The sequence below is a fragment of the Cyclobacteriaceae bacterium genome (assembly GCA_025808415.1).
GTDB lineage: Bacteria > Bacteroidota > Bacteroidia > Cytophagales > Cyclobacteriaceae > UBA2336.
In genome coordinates this window covers 1,319,630-1,336,343 of sequence record CP075525.1, presented here as the reverse complement: position 1 = coordinate 1,336,343, position 16,714 = coordinate 1,319,630, and the positions used below count along the sequence as shown (strand labels likewise).

Sequence of the window (16,714 nt, the reverse complement as noted above, 5' to 3'; positions counted from 1 at the left end):
AGTTTCCAGCAGCTCGCAGCTAAAAGCCAGTAGCTTGATTGATATAAAAATGAAAAGTATAGTAAACTACTTTAAGGAAATCTTCTCCGGACTAAAGTCACTCGTTACCGGGCTTAGGGTGACAGGTCATTACTTTACCCATCCAAAAGAAATCATTACCCAACAATATCCTGAAAACCGTGAGACATTAAAGATGTTCGAACGCTTTCGTGGCGAGGTGGTGCTTTTGCACAATGAAAACAATGAACATAAATGCACGGGCTGTTCGGCATGTGAAGTGGCCTGCCCGAACGGAACCATTGAAATTATCCATAAACGCGTGGATGTAGACGGAAGAAAAGTAAAGGCGCTGGACACCTTCGTTTATCACTTACAAATGTGCACCATGTGTGGTTTGTGCATACCTGCCTGCCCCACCGATGCCATTGTAATGGCCAATACATTTGAACACGCAGTTTTTGATAGGTCAAAACTGACCAAAGTCTTGAATAATCCTGGTTCTAAAATTATGGACGGCATTAAATAATGGCAACGAGCGCAATTATATTTTACACCATTTCAGGAGTGATGATCATCTTCTCCCTGCTGGCCGTTACCAGCCGGAGAATTCTTCGCGCTGCTGTTTACCTGCTTTTTGCATTGGCCGGAACAGCCGCGTTATATTTTATGGTCGACTACCAGTTTTTAGCGGCCGTTCAGCTTATCGTATATGCCGGTGGTATTGTGGTGTTGATCATTTTCTCCATTTTATTAACCACCCACATTAATGAGAAACTTGAAAAGCCAGCCTGGGGCAAAGTATTCATTACAGCAACGCTTGCATTAGGTGGGTTGGTACTTACGCTATTTATATTAACCAATCATGAATTTGTTTTAGGTACTGAGCCTTTAGCCGAAGCAACTGTAAGTGTTATTGGTGAACGCTTGCTGGGTTACAAGGCGGGTGGGTATGTGCTTCCCTTCGAGGTAATCAGTATTTTATTATTGGCCGCTATGGTTGGCGCTATCGTTATCGCTAAACGTAACGCAACAAAATCATGATGGAGCATGTACCCATATCACATGTTTTGATGGTTACGTCTACCATGTTTTTTATTGGCGCTTATGGCTTTCTTACCAGGCGTAACCTGGTGACTATGTTGATTGGTGTTGAACTCATGTTGAATGCAGTGAATATCAACTTTGTGATTTTCGACCGGTACCTTTTCCCCAACCAGATTGAAGGTCACTTCTTTGCCTTGTTTATTATTGCCATTGCTGCCGCTGAAGCAGCCGTGGCCATAGCTATATTCATTAATCTGTATAGAAATATTCGTTCTATTGATGTGGAAGAAGTTGATAAAATGAAAAACTGACCATGGGTTATTCTGTTACCATATTCATTCTGATACTTCCGCTTACCGTGTTTGTTTTAAATGGACTATTGAGTAACAAACTTCCTCAATGGCTGGCCGGTTGGCTGGCTACGATAAGTATCGGAGTTGCTACTGTACTGGCTTGGCTCACAGCATACAACTATTTCTTTCAATCATCTTCTTACGAAAAATTAATTCCAGTTCGCTTTACATGGCTTCGGTTTACCGAAACCCTGCAAATTGATATGGGTATTTTACTGGATCCCATTTCGGTAATGATGCTCGTAGTGATCACTACAGTTTCCTTGATGGTATTTTTGTACAGCATGGGCTACATGCAAGGCGAAAAAGGATTTGTTCGATACTTTTCCTTCCTTTCCCTTTTCAGCTTCTCCATGCTGGGATTGGTGGTGGCTACCAATTTGTTTCAACTCTATATGTTCTGGGAATTGGTGGGTGTTTCTTCTTATTTGCTCATTGGATATTATTACGATAAACCTGAGGCAGTTGCTGCCGCAAAAAAAGCATTCATCGTTACTCGCTTTGCCGACTTTGGCTTTCTTGTTGGTATTCTCCTGCTCTCCTACTACACGGGTACATTTGACTTTACCGAAATCACTAATCCAGAAAATGCCACCATTGCCGGTATGACTGGAATCTCCTTTATGGGATTGTCCGTTCTTACCTGGGCGCTCATACTCATCTTCATGGGCGGTGCAGGTAAATCAGCTATGTTTCCATTACACATCTGGCTGCCTGATGCCATGGAAGGGCCAACTCCCGTTTCTGCCTTGATACACGCTGCTACCATGGTTGTAGCCGGTGTGTTTCTGGTAGCACGCATGTTTCCGGTGTTTAGCTTTCATGCTCCTGAAGCGCTGGATGCCGTGGCCTTCATTGGTGCTTTCACGCTTTTGTTCGCGGCTATCATTGCGTGCACCCAAACCGATATCAAACGGATACTTGCCTTTTCCACCATGTCGCAAATCGGGTATATGATGCTGGCGCTTGGTGTATCAGGTTATGGCAGCGATGGCCTTGGTTTTACAGCCTCGATGTTTCATTTGTTTACCCATGCTTTCTTTAAAGCCTTATTGTTTCTTGGGGCCGGTAGCATCATTCATGCAATTCACAAAAATGATATCCGTGAAATGGGCAATCTGCGAAAGCATCAACCCATTACCCACATCGTATTCTTAATAGCTTGTTTGGCCATTGCGGGAATTCCTCCGTTTGCCGGATTCTTTAGCAAGGATGAAATTCTTGCGGCAGCCTTCGCTTCAAATCCCATTTATTTTGGCATTGCCACATTAGCCGCAGGGCTCACCGCATTTTATATGTTCCGTTTATACTTTCTGGTATTCTGGGGCAATGAACGAAACTATGAACACAACCCACACGAATCATCGGCACTTATGCTCATACCCATGATCGTGTTAGCAATTGGATCCATATTTACCGGATTCATTCCCTTCGGAAACTTCGTATCATCTGACAACCAACCACTACATGCACATCTCAATGTAACAGTCGCCATCATCTCCATTGCAGTAGCTATTTTGGGTATTGCTGTGGCGTGGGGCTTTTATAAAAAAGAATCTGTACTACCTGAAAAAATATCCAACACATTTGGCGCACTTTATCACGCAGCGGTTCGGAAATTCTATATCGATGAAATTTACCTTTTCATCACCAGGAAAATTATTTTCAATTTAATTTCACGGCCTATTGCCTGGTTCGATAAGCACATGATTGATGGATTCATGGACTTTACTGCCTCAGCCACCAACTGGGTCTCAAAGGAAATCAAGGGCCTGCAATCAGGGCAACTACAGCATTACGCCTATATATTTTTATCGGGGGTTATTCTTATCGTATTGGTAATGATTTTTACAAACACCTGAGATTATGTTGCTGATACCCCTCATTGTTATTCCTGCCCTTACTGCACTAGCAGTTATGTTCGCGCGTAATGCGCAGCAGGTTAAAACACTGTCAGCAACGGGCATGAGCATTCAACTTGTTCAATCTTTCTATCTGTTGTATGAATTTCTGAAAGAACGGTCTGCCGGAAATACAGAAACCGTTTTATTTGGTAACCGGTTGGAGTGGTACCCCAGTTTGCATATTTCATTTGATTATGGTGTAGACGGTATTTCCGTAGCCATGATCCTGCTGACTTCCATAGTAATCTTCACCGGGGTTTTTGCCAGTTGGGAAGTAAAAGATCAGGCCAAAGAATTTTTTGCTTCCCTGATCATTCTTGCCACCGGTGTATTTGGGTTTTTCATTTCCCTTGACCTATTTGTGATGTTCTTATTCTTTGAACTGGCGGTTATCCCGATGTATTTGTTGATCGGCATTTGGGGCAGTGGCAAGAAAGAATACAGTGCCATGAAGCTTACGCTGATGCTGATGGCCGGGTCTGCCCTGTTGGTTGTCGGTATACTCGGTATCTATTTCCATTCCGATGTAAACGGTTCGCACAGCTTTAACATCATTGACCTGGCCAACCAAAATTTCCCAATGGAAATGCAACGCATTTTCTTTCCACTCACCTTCATTGGCTTTGGCGTGATAGGTGCGTTGTTTCCTTTCCACACCTGGTCGCCTGATGGTCACAGCTCCGCACCCACTGCCGTTTCCATGCTGCATGCAGGAGTATTAATGAAGCTTGGCGGATATGGTTGTTTGAAAGTAGCCATCTACTTAATGCCACAAGCCGCCAACGATATGGCCTGGATATTTTTAATTCTTACTTCCATTTCGGTGATCTATGGCGCATTGGGTGTGATTGCACAAACTGACTTAAAATACATCAATGCGTATTCTTCCGTAAGCCATTGCGGGTTGGTATTGTTTGCTTTACTGATGCTGAATAAAACCGCCAGCAATGGGGCGGTGCTTCAAATGATTTCGCACGGATTGATGACCGCACTTTTCTTTGCCTTGATCGGCATGTTGTATTCACGAACACACACCCGTATTGTGCATGAAATGGGTGGATTGATGAAGGTGTTACCTTTCTTATCGGTGTGTTATGTTATCGCGGGTTTGGCTTCACTCGGTTTACCCGGGCTGAGCGGTTTTGTTGCCGAGATGACGATTTTTGTGGGCGCGTTCCAGCATCCGGATATGTTTCATCGGGTGATCACCATCATTGCCATTTCTTCTATTGTGGTTACAGCCGTTTATATTCTCAGGGTTGTGGGTGGATTACTGATGGGGCCGATTAAAAACCAGGAGTACCATCATCTTAAGGATGCCACCTGGTATGAAAGGCTGGCAACCGTTACGTTGATCGTGGCTATTTTGATTATAGGTATTGCACCCTTGTGGCTTTCGGATATAATTATGGAAAGCCTGGGGGTAATATTAGATTGATGATTTTAGATTTTAGATTTCGGATTTGTGAAGATCTTAAAATCTAAAATCATCAATCAAAAATCGTAAATTAAAAAATATGAGTCTGAATGAACTCATGATTATGCGACACGAATGGGCCTTGGTGGCTGTCGTATTGCTATTATTGATTTTTGAAATCGCTCTGCCTGATGATGGTAAGAAGAAAATAAACTTTATTGCTGCAATATTGGTGGCTGCTGTAACCATTATTGGATTTTTACCAGCCGAATCGGGCTCGTTGTTCGGGGGCATGTATGTAACCGATCCGCTTCGCATGTTCATGAAGAACATTCTTAACATCGGTGTGTTGCTCATCATTTTACAAAGCGTGAACTGGCTCAGCCAGGAATTATACAACGATCGCTCCTCAGAGTTTTATATGCTTACGTTCTCGAGTTTGATTGGTGTAAGTTACATGATCTCTTCTGGGCACTTTCTTATGTTTTATCTTGGGTTAGAACTAACCACCATTCCCATTGCGGCATTGGCTTCGTACGAACAATTCAAGACCAAATCGGCAGAAGCGGGCATTAAGCTAATTCTTTCATCGGCCTTTTCATCTGCTATCCTGCTCTTTGGTATTTCTGTATTATTCGCAGCTAACGGAAACCTGTATTTTGAATCGTTCCAGCTATCGGATTCTGTTATGAATATTTTAGGCTTTATCTTCTTCTTCTCCGGGCTTGCTTTTAAGATTAGTATTGTTCCCTTTCATTTATGGACAGCCGATGTGTATGAAGGTAGCCCAACCAATGTTACGTCATACTTATCCGTTATTTCCAAAGGCTCCGCCATTTTCATTTTGGTTATCGTATTGTTCACGGTGTTTAATTCCATTCAAATGCTGTGGCAGGATGTGCTCTACGCTACCGCCATCCTTACCATGACGATCGGTAACCTGTTTGCCATCCGGCAGCAAAACCTGAAGCGCTTCCTTGCCTTTTCCTCCATTGCCCAGGCCGGGTTTATTATGCTTGGCGTTATCAACGCATCAGCATTAGGTATGGCCACGGTAATTTATTTTATAGTGGTTTATGTTTTCTCCAACCTGGCGGCCTTTGGGGTTATTCAAACCGTAGGACATGCATCCGGCAAAGTTACCATTGATGATTACAACGGGTTGTACAAAACCAATCCGCAACTAAGTCTGGTAATGATGCTTGCCCTTTTTTCACTGGCGGGCATTCCCCCGTTGGCCGGATTTTTTGGAAAGTTCTTTTTATTCACTGCAGTGGCTGAAAGTGGATTCTACGTACTCTTAATGATAGCCGTACTTAACGCGGTAATCTCGTTGTATTATTACCTGCTGGTCGTAAAAGCCATGTTTATCAATGTCAATGAAAATCCGATTGCCCCTTTTAAAAGCGATTATGGGATGCGGATATCCTTGGTGATTTGTGTTGCGGGTATACTGGCAACCGGATTTTACAGTCCGGTGTTTGAATACATTAAAAACCTTTGCGAAACTTTCTGATGGCACTTGATAAATTCCAACACCCCACCAAAGAAATTGACGGCAAGACTTTCCGCATTATTGAAACGGGTATTTCTAAAAGCCGTGCCGATTTTCTTATTCAGTTACTCATGCATAACAAACTGGAAACTATACTGGAAACTGATCCTCCAAAAGAAGGTACAGAACAGACCTACACGATTATCACGCCTGATGTTACGTTCAACCCCATCGTAAAAGTTTACAACCGTGAACTGCGCACATTAAGCGGCCACCGCGTTACCCCCGACATCTGGAACCAGCTAACCGACAAACCAGAGCCGAATTATTGGGATCTTACTAAGAAGTAGGGCAGTCTTTTTGATCGCATCACTCACCCTCTAACGGCCGCTTCTTGATCATGCCACCCTTAATATCGTTAACACTGTTCTCTACCACGAAAGCATTCTCATCAATCTTGGCAATTTCAGTTTTCATTTTCTGGAGTTCCAGGCGCGTAATAACGGTATAAATCACATCATAATCTTTGGTACGATGCCCGGTTTTTCCGTATCCGCCACTACCTTTCAAAATAGTTACTCCCCTTCCCATTTTACCGGTAATGGCACGCTTGATTTCATCACTGCGCTCGGAGATGATCATCACACTGGTGTATTCTTCAATACCGTGTACAACAAAGTCAACTGTTTTGGAAGCCACCAGGTAGGTAAGTATGGCATACAAGGCCGTTTCAATATTGATGACATAGGCTGCCACCGAAAAAATTACAATGTTGAAAATCAGGATGAAGTCACCCACGGTAAGAGTGGTTTTTCGGCTACTGTAAATGGCCAGCACTTCAGTACCATCAAGTACACTACCACCGCGTATGGAAAGGCCTATACCGGCTCCCAGAAAAAATCCACCAAACACGGAGATTAACAATTTGTCGGAAGTAATAATAGGAAATTCAAGAAAGCGCAACACAACAGCCAACAGAAAAATTGCGAGTAATGTTTTTGCAGCGAACTTTTTTGACACCTGTGTGTAGGCTATTACCACAAAGGGTAAATTAATAATGAATACGAGGTATGCTAAATTTATTTCGGTGAGAACATTCACCAGTAAGGAAATACCCATTACTCCTCCATCCAAAAATTTATTTGGAAGCAAGAAGCCCTTCAATCCGAACCCAGCCGCCAAAACACCCGAGGAAATAAACAGGGTGTCTTTAATCATCCGCTCAATGTTGATTCTGCGGATGCGTAGTGCGCTTAACTGATTCCATCGCTGCTGACTGCCCATAATGCTAAAAATAACACTTCGATGGTCAATTCGCCAATGGGTTAATTGGGCAATTCGTTGATGCGTTGATTTGATGCTGAAAAAGTCAACCTCAAAATGATTACTGTTTGATGTGCTTAATAATTAACCTTCGCCCTATACCCGTACAGACACTCTTCTCCTAGAAGAGAGGGGAAAGGATGAGGTAATCAAGGGATTATGCTGAATAAAAAATGTGAGCATCCGATTTATATCCCAAACTTTGGTTCCCGCTGATCCCGCGAATCTTCGCAGAAAACTATCTGCGTTTATCAGCGAAATCCGCGGGGTAATAATAGCAGACAATGGTTTAGGGTATTTTTGCTAAGACTCAGATAAAAAAAGCCAACCTGAAACATCAGATTAGCTTTTTAATCCATCAGCTAATTAACAAATTAGCTAATCATCTCATTAACTTATCATTTCTTAACACCAGGTGAACGTTGCAAAAATTCATCGTACAACTCCGTCTGGCGGCTTACCATCGGCATCTGCCAGCCTTCAATAAACACATGTTGTACCTGCGTTTTTGTTTCGAAAGGATCGCCATCACAAACAAAAAGCGTGGCACTCTTACCGGTTTCGATGGAACCTAACTTATCGGCCACACCAAAAAGTTGTGCCGGCACAATGGTAACGGCCTTCAATGCTTCTTCCCGTCCCATGCCATAGGCAGCAGCAAAACCTGCATGATAGGGCAAGTTGCGATAGTTCATGTTACGATCACCGGCCTGAAGGGCAACGGTTACACCTGCCTTACGCATTAACCCCGGGTTGGCATACGGACGATCATAACGATCATACTCACGGGTCGGCAAGCTTTGTACCGGACCGGCAATTACCGGAATTTTTGCTTTGGCAAGTTCATCGGCCACGCGCCAGCCTTCTGAAACACCGGAGAAGATCACTTTCTTCACCTTCTTTTCCTGAACCCATTTAATGGCAGCCTGAATATCCTTTGAGGCATTAACATCGACTAGCAACGTACGCTCACCGCGAACAACAGGTAATAGGGCAGCAAGCTGAGGATAGTATTCAACCTTGCCCTTATTGGCCGAATCCAGTTTATGGTATTGAACGGCCTTCTCCCACACCTCGTTTATTTTTGCCAGACTCTTTTCATTGGCCTTTTTAATATCCTCATCCGATCTGCGATCGAAGAATCCTCTTCTTCCGGTGGCCGGAAAATTCATCACTACCGCATCGAACCCGGCATACATTTGATCGGGTGTGTAGCCATGCAGATTGATCAGGGAAGCCGTTCCGGAAAACAATCCGCCTTGCGGAACAACCAATGTTGTGGTCACCCCGCTCACACGTGTAATGGGTATAGCAACTGCGTTGGGGTTAACAGCGGCAAGAGCTTTCATCTGAGGAATCACATCGCCAACTTCGTTGTAGTCGTTAGTGCGGGGATCGGAGCCTACTTCAGAAAGACCAAGTATGGAACCGCCATCAATCATGCCCGGGTAAATAAATTTTCCTTTACAATCGATAACCGTAGCACCTTGCGGAATGGTAACGTTGGTTCCCACTGCCGTAATTTTTCCATCACTGATAACCACCGTTCCGTTTTGGATAACACCTTTGGTTATGGTTTCAATGGTGGCTCCTGTCAGGGCAAATGTTCCGCTTTTACCTTTAGGGCTTTGCGCGTGTAGCGTATGGGTCAGGACTGTAAAAATTAATAGAAGTGCCGACAATTTTATAATTGTAGTTCTCATTTCTCCAAAAGGTTAAAGCCAAACAATTTTGCGGTTTCATACACGGCACCTTGCATGCAACTTTCATGATCATGACCGGAGCTGGTGTGCAGCGTAACATCAATGGTCTGCCTGGGATCAACATAAATGCGCTGATCATCGGCATCCTTTTCGCGATCAAAGCGAACTATGCCATCCACAATCGTGACCATAGGAATCGTATAAATGGAAAGCGGATGGTTTTTGAAGATGGCGATATCTGCTTCCTTGCCCACTTCAATGGAACCCACCCGACTATCAATACCCAATTGTTTGGCTGGGTTAATGGTAATCAATGCCAATGCTTCATCATCGGTAAGCTGACCATACTTTTGTGTTTTGCCCGCCTCGTGGTACAAGTGGCGCATCAGTTCGCCATCATCGGAGTTGATGGAGGTTGTAACACCATTGCGGGTTAAAATGGCCGCGTTATAGGCTGTTGAGTAATACACTTCAAACTTATATGCCCACCAATCGGAAAATACGGATGCCCCTGCACCGAATGCAGCCAACTCAGGTGCTACTTTAAAGCCTTCATTTACGTGCTGGAACACCAGGCGCTTAATACCAAAATCTTTGCAAACATTTAACAACATGTAAATTTCATCGGCCCGATACGAATGGCAGTGAATGATGATGTTGCCGCGTAAAATATCGGCCATGGTTTCAAGGCGTTTGTTGTAGGCTGGCGGTGTGCCCCGAAAACCTTTTTGCACTTTGGCTTTGTTGTAGGCATCCCATGCTTCCATATAAGCCTTGCCTTGTGAGAAAGCCTCACGGATAACAAACTCAACGCCCATACGGGTACGCGGTACAATGCCGTTGCCGCTTCCATGGACACGCGTAGGATTTTCACCCAAAGCAAACTTAATGGTTCGCGGGGCACCTTCCATTTTCATGGCTTCCGGATCTTTTACGCCATAGCGAAGCTTCAATGTTTCACATTCACCTCCAATGGCATTGGCCGAGCCATGCATGGCGTGAATAGCGGTTACACCTCCGGCCAAAGCCCGGTATAAACCCACCTGAAATGGGTTCACGGCATCGCCCGTGAAAACTTCGGCCGTTACCGGTGCAGTAGCTTCGTTGATGGCATCAATACCGGCATGCGAATGCGCATCAATAATGCCTGGCATTACAAACATGCCGGCAGCATCAATAACGCGAAAACCAGATGGTGCGGCAATTGCTTTTCCAATCTGGCTGATCTTACCGTCACGCACCAATACATCGGTGTTTTCAAGGGTTCCTTTGGTTACGGTTAATACCGTGCCTCCTTTTATCAGCACGTTGCCACGTTCCACTTGTGCCTGCACAAGGCTTACCGAGGCGAAAACTATACATGTTATTAATATCCTTTTCATAATGCTTGCTGATTATTGGTTAGGGTCTTTTGAACCTTTCATCGGGAAACTTCCGAAGTTGCCTACCGACATGGTTCCTTCAAAGTCGTTGCCATCAATAGTAAGGCTCACTTCAATGGTCATGGTGCCTCCACCCGCATTAAAACCGAACGTAAACGTCATGGAATTTCCTTCTACCACAATGGAGTTCAATTCCGTTTCCTGACCACTCATGCTGTTGGTAATCGTGCCGGAATACGATCCGCCATCATTTTTGATTTTAATTACACCGGTTGAGTTACCTTGTGGTGTTTCGGTGGTGTATGACCACTTGCCGTTCGGATCGGCCTTTTTACCATTTCCGTTTTTGGCATCCGTCTTCTTCTCCTCTTTAACTTCATATTTGTACATCACACCATCCACAAACACATAACGCACTTTTGATTTTTCGTTAAAGTATGACTTATCGGTAATGACCAGGTTGGCGATTTTTCCATTGTCTACCGTACCCACACGGTCAGCAATGCCCAGCAGTAGTGCCGGTGTGGTGGTAAGTGCCGCAAGGGCCTGGTCTTCGGTTAAACCGGCAGCGATCATCCTGCGCAGGTTGGCGGGTATATCTTTTGCTTTTGCAGAGGCGGTAGAAAAACCAAACGTAATACCGGCTTTCTGGAAAACCGATGCCTGTGCTGTATACTGTGCAATAGTTTCGGCTTTTCTTTTTTCGAGTGCTTCCTTTTCGGCATCTGCCGGTTTTTTTGATTCCTCTTTCTTCTCGTCTTTTTTCTCTTCCTTAACAGCTTCAGGCAAATCAAGACTTAAGAAAACTTTTGCATTGGCTGCTTTAATTTTATTGAGCATATCCCAACCTTCTTTTACATCGCCCAATACAACGTTAAAGCCAAGGTCTTTTTGCAAAAGTATTATCCGATTGATATCAAGGTTGCGTTCGGCCTTAAACAACACAGGCACGCGCTTATCGATAACCGGGTAAAATGCTTCCAGTATTTTATCACTAACCGGCCGCTCAAGGCCAGCACGGTTAGAAGCATACAAATTCTCGTACGCTTTTGCCTGTGAGGCTTGACGGTACAACTCACGGTATTTGGACATCACACCAATAACGGTATTTGGATAAACACGCTGGGCAGGAGTCAACTCTGAATAAAAAGCAGAATTGCCCGACAACACCATGTCATTGGCAGAAGCCCCACCCAATTGAATGATTGCCGCGCTGCCTGGAAGCATACCACCATAGGGTACAACCTGTGCCGTGGTGAATCCAAGTGCACGTAAATCCTCAACGGATTTCTCTGCAGGGTTTAATGAAGTGCGAACATCGTTTTGTGGAGTAATTCCTGCCTGTGCAGGCTCCGGATTACCCGGATCTTTCGGACGCTCACGATTAGGCTCCTCTTTAGGCTTAGTAACCCCCACGCGCGAATAGCCATCAATAAAACCGGCATATACATACATACTGTCGGCCTTAATAACTATAGCATCGGCAGGGATGGCCAGGTTCTTACCAACATTTTGAATAATGCCGTTACGGATAATAACGGTGCCCATATCTACCTTTCGGCCGGGGCCCTGATAAATGTTTACATTGGTGATGGCATACGTTCGGGTAACGGGGGCCAACTTAACCTCCTCCTGCGCATATACGCCCAGGAATGTCCAGCAAAGCAACAAGGCAAGCCATTGCCGGGGTATTCGGTAAAATCGATTCATGAAACTTAGTTTAAGATTAGGAACTACCCCGGCAAGATAGAGCGATTGGCTTATCCGGTCAACCAGAATACATGGATGGCTTATTTTTTCATTCGATGGTCATGACTGCAAGAAAAAGCATGTTTAGAGCTATTTAAATCCTGTTAACAAAAATCTGTCTGTTATGTGACTTAAGTCATACATGAGCCGTTGGCACCAAAGCATATTTGTTGAAAATAGAGCAAATGAATACCAACCATTCGTATACCGTAAACCTGGGCTGGCGTCACGACCGGCAGGGTATTTTATCATCCGAAGAACTGGATAATACCGTTGAAGTTGCCACACCCCCACCCTTTCCCAAGGGCGTTGAAGGTATTTGGTCACCCGAGCACTTATTTACAGCAGCAGTTAGCAGTTGCCTCATGACGACCTTTTTGGCAATTGCCGAAAACTCAAAGCTGGAATTTGAAAGTTTTACCTGCAAGGCAATTGGCACGCTTGCCTTGGTTGATGGCAAGTATAAAATGACAGAAATCTTGCTGGAGCCTCACTTGGTTATTGTGCATGAAAAAGATGGTGATCGGGCTGGACGGGTTTTGCAAAAAGCCGAAGCAGCCTGCCTGATCACAAATTCAATTACTGCCAGGGTAATTATGAAGCCCACCATCATGCTCGGTGGGTTGATTCCCGAAGTTTAAACCCATTCATATTGTAGTGTTCTTTCAAAAGCCTCAATCAATTGCTTTCCAAATTGAGTTGAATGCAGTCGAAATGCACCTTACCCCAAATGACGGGCAAATGACGGGGTAAATCCGCTATCCCCAACGGGTATTAGCCGTATCATTGCAAAGCTAAACCGTATTGTACAATGCAACAGCCCGAACTCGGCAGGCGCTTAACCGCCCTGCGAAAGGAACTAAACCTCACCCAGGAAGAACTTGTAGAAAAAAGTAATGTGAGCGTGCGCACCATCCAACGCATAGAAGCAGGGGAAGTGTTGCCGCGCGTATCCACTGTTAAAATCCTGCTGAACGCCTTGGGGGAATCGCCTGAAACATTTTTAACGAAACCCACTAACATGGAAACAAAAACTGAACAATTGGAACATTCCGGTCGCGGTATACTGCTGACGTCTGTGATTGCCGGAGCCATTTATCTTGCGGTAGAAATTTGCTTAACCGCGATGGATATTGCATGGCTGACGAAGGATCGTTCATGGGAACAATGGATTAACCTGGTGTACATAGGCTTAAGCATTGTTATGATGACTTCGTACATCTTATTTGCCCGTGGATTCATCCTTTTAAGTAAACTCTTCGAAAACAAATTACTTACCCTTGGCGCCTACCTGATGATGGCAACTGTACTGGGTGTTGGTATACTGGATAGTGTAACACTTTTCTCTGATAGCACAGAACAATTATGGTTGCCGTATTCCATAGCAGCCATTGTTTCGGGAACATTAACCATTGTATTTGGTATTGCACTCCTGCGCCTTCAGGATGGTATGGGTGAACTGGCGCGTGCTGCAGGCATTCTTGAAATACTTATTGGTTGTACGCTGGTTACGGTATTGCTTTTCTTTATTGCTTACGTGATTATGATTCCGGCCATTATTGTAGAGATACTGGTGCTGTACCGGGGGTATGAGTACTTATCCAAATCACCAACAAGCCAGGTGGCGCTGAGTGCTTGATATTTTAAGCGCGCAAAAACCAAGATTTTAACCACATAGAAACATAGAACACATAGTTGATCAATGCTATGGTTCTATGTGGTTATACCTTTCACAAATCTTTTTCAGTGAGTAAAGAATTTTGTATGAAAGAAAAAATCATCAAATATGCCATTGCTGTAATCATCCTCTCCTTCGTCTGGACAAGTATAACAGTCTATGGTTCATTAAACGGCTGGTGGCATAAACCCCTCACAAAAAACATTGACTCAGATTCATTTGCTACCGCAGTCAAAGAGATTTGTCATAAGGAATTCATTGGAAACTTTGCCATGGCAATCATGAAGAATGGTGAAGTTGAAAAGGAGCTTTTTTATTCCCATAATAAACCAGTAGACAGAAACACAATTTTTCAGGTCTCATCTCTTTCAAAATTTGTATCTGCCGTGGGGATAATGAAACTGACTGAAATGGGAAAAATAAAACTGGATACTCCTGTTAGTATATACCTTACAAGGTGGCAGTTACCACCAAGCAAATTTGATATTGAACAAGTAACCACTAGAAAACTTCTTAGCCACACCGCTGGTTTAACGGATGAACTTGGCTATAGTGGTTTTGCAAACCCAGATTCAGTGCAAACGCTCGAAGCATCACTTACCAAAGCAAAAGATGCAGACGAGGGGAGAAGTGGTAAGGTAGAAGTTGGGATCCAGCCCGGCTCCCGGTGGAAATACTCAGGTGGTGGTTATACCCTCCTGCAACTATTGGTGGAAGAAACAAGCGGTCAATCATTCAACGATTTTATGGTGGGCAATTTGTTCAAGCCGCTGAACATGACCAGCAGCACGTTCATAATGAATGATACTTTAAATAACAGGCTATGTGAGTTCTTCAATAGTAACAGGACGTCCGCGCCTCATTTCTACTACTCATCGTTAGCTGCGGCATCACTTTACACATCACTAGCTGATTTGGAAATTTTCTTTCAATTATTTCTACGTGGCAAGAATGGAGAACCCATCGGTAGAGGTCTGTTGAGCCCTTCAACCCTAAAGTCCATGAGAGAGGCCCACTGGGACATCATGGGTGAAAAAATATTTGGCTTAGGTTGCATGCTCTATATAGGTATAGAAAATAATGAAGACATCTTTGGGCATGATGGAAAAAGTACACCACCAATCAACACAGCCATTAGGATCAACCCTGTTACAGGCGATGGAATAATTGTTTTGGAAACCGGCAATCCCGATCTGGCAACCCGAATAGCAAGCGATTGGGTATTTCTGAAAACAGGAAAAGTTGACACGTTGCTCTTTACCATGCAATTGGGTAAACTGGTTAACATGTTACTCATCGGAGTGATTTTAATTATGCTTGCTGTTATAGGAATGGGGTTGAAAAGAAATTGATTCAACCCACCCGCTTCGCCTTATACCCATCCTTCACCAACAACTGCACCACACGGTCGCGAAAATCACCTTGTATAATAATTTCACCATCTTTCACTGAGCCTCCGGTACCGCATTTGTTCTTCAGGTTTTTTCCAAGTGTTTCTAAATCAGCTGCCGTGCCGATGAAGCCGGTAACCAGTGTTACTTGCTTGCCCGCCCTGCCGCTTTTGTCCAACATAACTTTCAGTTGCTGTTGTTGCGGAGGTAAGGTTGTGGCTTCGACATCATGTTTGTAGTTATAGTCAAAATCCGAAGCAGTAGAGTACACTACACCTTCGCGGTTTTTCCAGTCGTTTTTTTTGGCCATGATCATTCAATAATACCGCAGTAAAAGTAATGAGGAATATAGTGATACGATATACCCTGAAGGCCGTTATCTTTGAAACGCCTTACAAACACTGCTTTAAATATATGAATAGCCGAACTACGTTTACGATCGGTGCTGCATTAGGAATGTTGGGTGTAGCCGTAGGTGCTTTTGGCGCACATGCAATAAAACCCATGCTTATTGAAACTGGTCGCGTAGATACGTTTGAACTGGCCGTACGTTACCAGTTTTACCACGCGCTGGCCTTATTGGTTGCCGGTATACTGCAGCATCTATTTCGTGTTACACTTTTTGCGTATGCTTCGCGCTTGTTCGTTGCAGGCGTTTTCTTATTCAGCGGCAGTTTATACCTGTTGTGCTTTACACAAATTAAAACCTTTGCTATGATCACACCCATAGGCGGTGTGGCATTAATTGCCGGTTGGCTATGCCTGCTGGCAGGTATTTACAAAATACGCTAACAAAAAAGCCATCCTTCACAGAATGGCTTTAGCTGATTCTTTACCCGGACGGAGTTAATTTGGGTTCTTCGCCAGGATGTTGGTCACAAATGAAATCAGGTTGTCGTCATTCACGGCATTGGAAACTACCGTAACCGTTTTGTTTTGGCGACCCATTTTGCCCGTGCTGTTAAACCCAATTTTTATTTCTCCCTTTCCACCCGGGGGGATTGGGTTTTTAGGCCACGAAGGGGCTGTGCAACCACAGGTAACCTGAATATTCGAAATGATAAGCGGCTCGTTACCGGTATTGGTAAACTTAAACACATGCTCCACCTGGTCGCCCTGGAAAATATCCCCAAAATCGTGGGTGTTTTTTTCAAAGGTGAGTACAGGGCCATTTGTTTTGGAAGTAGTGGCTTGCTTATCCTGCGCATATGTGCCTGAAGCAAGGGCAACCATCAGTAAGAAAACAAAGAACTTTTTCATGGGATTAATTTTTTC

General features: G+C 44.1%; 17 protein-coding genes. 11 read left to right on the top strand and 6 right to left on the bottom strand.

The window, feature by feature from the left end:
* Positions 1–49 precede the first annotated feature (49 nt).
* The 7 genes from KIT51_06330 (at position 50) to KIT51_06300 (ending at position 6,563) form a co-directional block, all read left to right on the top strand.
* Positions 50–526, top strand: coding sequence for a 4Fe-4S binding protein (locus KIT51_06330; GenBank protein ID UYN87867.1), 477 nt, complete (start codon positions 50–52; stop codon positions 524–526).
* Positions 526–1,041: an NADH-quinone oxidoreductase subunit J gene (locus KIT51_06325; GenBank protein UYN87866.1), complete on the top strand. Its 516-nt coding sequence runs from the start codon at positions 526–528 to the stop codon at positions 1,039–1,041. The genes KIT51_06330 and KIT51_06325 overlap by 1 nt, the downstream gene beginning before the upstream one ends.
* Entirely contained in the window at positions 1,038–1,355 is a 318-nt protein-coding gene (gene nuoK, locus KIT51_06320; GenBank protein ID UYN87865.1) for an NADH-quinone oxidoreductase subunit NuoK, read from the top strand. The genes KIT51_06325 and nuoK overlap by 4 nt, the downstream gene beginning before the upstream one ends.
* Positions 1,352–3,259: an NADH-quinone oxidoreductase subunit L gene (nuoL, locus tag KIT51_06315; GenBank protein ID UYN88511.1), complete on the top strand. Its 1,908-nt coding sequence runs from the start codon at positions 1,352–1,354 to the stop codon at positions 3,257–3,259. The genes nuoK and nuoL overlap by 4 nt, the downstream gene beginning before the upstream one ends.
* A 4-nt stretch (positions 3,260–3,263) precedes the next feature.
* Positions 3,264–4,739 (top strand): NADH-quinone oxidoreductase subunit M, encoded by a 1,476-nt coding sequence (locus tag KIT51_06310; protein ID UYN87864.1) that lies wholly within the window; start codon positions 3,264–3,266, stop codon positions 4,737–4,739.
* 79 nt (positions 4,740–4,818) lie between these two features.
* On the top strand, positions 4,819–6,234 hold the full coding sequence (locus KIT51_06305; protein ID UYN87863.1) for an NADH-quinone oxidoreductase subunit N: 1,416 nt from the start codon (positions 4,819–4,821) through the stop codon (positions 6,232–6,234).
* A complete protein-coding gene (locus KIT51_06300; GenBank protein UYN87862.1) occupies positions 6,219–6,563 on the top strand; it encodes a hypothetical protein in 345 nt (114 codons plus the stop codon). Before KIT51_06305 ends, KIT51_06300 begins: the two co-directional genes overlap by 16 nt.
* A gap of 19 nt (positions 6,564–6,582) precedes the next feature.
* Here KIT51_06300 and KIT51_06295 read toward each other — a convergent pair whose 3' ends face one another.
* From KIT51_06295 to KIT51_06280, 4 genes are all read right to left on the bottom strand, one after another.
* Entirely contained in the window at positions 6,583–7,497 is a 915-nt protein-coding gene (locus KIT51_06295; protein ID UYN87861.1) for a YitT family protein, read from the bottom strand.
* A 437-nt stretch (positions 7,498–7,934) separates the two neighbouring features.
* Complete coding sequence (locus KIT51_06290; protein UYN87860.1) at positions 7,935–9,239, bottom strand: amidohydrolase family protein; 1,305 nt, start codon at positions 9,237–9,239, stop codon at positions 7,935–7,937.
* Positions 9,236–10,621 (bottom strand): amidohydrolase family protein, encoded by a 1,386-nt coding sequence (locus KIT51_06285; GenBank protein UYN87859.1) that lies wholly within the window; start codon positions 10,619–10,621, stop codon positions 9,236–9,238. Before KIT51_06285 ends, KIT51_06290 begins: the two co-directional genes overlap by 4 nt.
* A 12-nt stretch (positions 10,622–10,633) precedes the next feature.
* Positions 10,634–12,331, bottom strand: a complete 1,698-nt coding sequence (locus KIT51_06280; protein ID UYN87858.1) for an amidohydrolase family protein — start codon at positions 12,329–12,331, stop codon at positions 10,634–10,636.
* 224 nt (positions 12,332–12,555) lie between these two features.
* On the opposite strand from KIT51_06280, the gene KIT51_06275 reads away from it, so the two are divergent.
* From KIT51_06275 to KIT51_06265, 3 genes are all read left to right on the top strand, one after another.
* On the top strand, positions 12,556–13,011 hold the full coding sequence (locus KIT51_06275; GenBank protein UYN87857.1) for an OsmC family protein: 456 nt from the start codon (positions 12,556–12,558) through the stop codon (positions 13,009–13,011).
* A 170-nt stretch (positions 13,012–13,181) separates the two neighbouring features.
* Positions 13,182–14,009, top strand: coding sequence for a helix-turn-helix transcriptional regulator (locus tag KIT51_06270; GenBank protein UYN87856.1), 828 nt, complete (start codon positions 13,182–13,184; stop codon positions 14,007–14,009).
* Positions 14,010–14,320: 311 nt separating this feature from the next.
* Positions 14,321–15,400, top strand: a complete 1,080-nt coding sequence (locus KIT51_06265; protein ID UYN88510.1) for a serine hydrolase — start codon at positions 14,321–14,323, stop codon at positions 15,398–15,400.
* Position 15,401: 1 nt separating this feature from the next.
* On the opposite strand, the gene KIT51_06260 is transcribed toward KIT51_06265, so the two are convergent.
* Positions 15,402–15,749 carry a translation initiation factor gene (locus KIT51_06260; protein UYN87855.1) on the bottom strand — a complete coding sequence of 116 codons (348 nt, stop codon included), beginning with the start codon at positions 15,747–15,749 and terminating at the stop codon, positions 15,402–15,404.
* Positions 15,750–15,853: 104 nt separating this feature from the next.
* Between KIT51_06260 and KIT51_06255 the strand changes: the two genes are divergently transcribed.
* A complete protein-coding gene (locus KIT51_06255; GenBank protein ID UYN87854.1) occupies positions 15,854–16,231 on the top strand; it encodes a DUF423 domain-containing protein in 378 nt (125 codons plus the stop codon).
* Positions 16,232–16,285: 54 nt separating this feature from the next.
* Here the strand turns inward: KIT51_06255 and KIT51_06250 are convergent, their stop codons facing one another.
* Positions 16,286–16,699 (bottom strand): DUF1573 domain-containing protein, encoded by a 414-nt coding sequence (locus tag KIT51_06250; protein ID UYN87853.1) that lies wholly within the window; start codon positions 16,697–16,699, stop codon positions 16,286–16,288.
* Positions 16,700–16,714: the final 15 nt, after the last annotated feature.

What these genes read in the sequence shown, in the direction of transcription:
- KIT51_06295 (UYN87861.1), bottom strand. Translation starts at nt 7,497, where the DNA reads ATGGGCAGTCAGCAGCGATGGAATCAGTTAAGCGCACTACGCATCCGC.
- KIT51_06330 (UYN87867.1), top strand. Translation starts at nt 50, where the DNA reads ATGAAAAGTATAGTAAACTACTTTAAGGAAATCTTCTCCGGACTAAAG.
- KIT51_06310 (UYN87864.1), top strand. Translation starts at nt 3,264, where the DNA reads ATGTTGCTGATACCCCTCATTGTTATTCCTGCCCTTACTGCACTAGCA.
- KIT51_06260 (UYN87855.1), bottom strand. Translation starts at nt 15,749, where the DNA reads ATGGCCAAAAAAAACGACTGGAAAAACCGCGAAGGTGTAGTGTACTCT.
- KIT51_06285 (UYN87859.1), bottom strand. Translation starts at nt 10,621, where the DNA reads ATGAAAAGGATATTAATAACATGTATAGTTTTCGCCTCGGTAAGCCTT.
- KIT51_06325 (UYN87866.1), top strand. Translation starts at nt 526, where the DNA reads ATGGCAACGAGCGCAATTATATTTTACACCATTTCAGGAGTGATGATC.
- KIT51_06280 (UYN87858.1), bottom strand. Translation starts at nt 12,331, where the DNA reads ATGAATCGATTTTACCGAATACCCCGGCAATGGCTTGCCTTGTTGCTT.
- KIT51_06275 (UYN87857.1), top strand. Translation starts at nt 12,556, where the DNA reads ATGAATACCAACCATTCGTATACCGTAAACCTGGGCTGGCGTCACGAC.
- KIT51_06250 (UYN87853.1), bottom strand. Translation starts at nt 16,699, where the DNA reads ATGAAAAAGTTCTTTGTTTTCTTACTGATGGTTGCCCTTGCTTCAGGC.
- KIT51_06290 (UYN87860.1), bottom strand. Translation starts at nt 9,239, where the DNA reads ATGAGAACTACAATTATAAAATTGTCGGCACTTCTATTAATTTTTACA.
- nuoK (UYN87865.1), top strand. Translation starts at nt 1,038, where the DNA reads ATGATGGAGCATGTACCCATATCACATGTTTTGATGGTTACGTCTACC.
- KIT51_06305 (UYN87863.1), top strand. Translation starts at nt 4,819, where the DNA reads ATGAGTCTGAATGAACTCATGATTATGCGACACGAATGGGCCTTGGTG.
- KIT51_06265 (UYN88510.1), top strand. Translation starts at nt 14,321, where the DNA reads ATGGCAATCATGAAGAATGGTGAAGTTGAAAAGGAGCTTTTTTATTCC.
- KIT51_06255 (UYN87854.1), top strand. Translation starts at nt 15,854, where the DNA reads ATGAATAGCCGAACTACGTTTACGATCGGTGCTGCATTAGGAATGTTG.
- KIT51_06270 (UYN87856.1), top strand. Translation starts at nt 13,182, where the DNA reads ATGCAACAGCCCGAACTCGGCAGGCGCTTAACCGCCCTGCGAAAGGAA.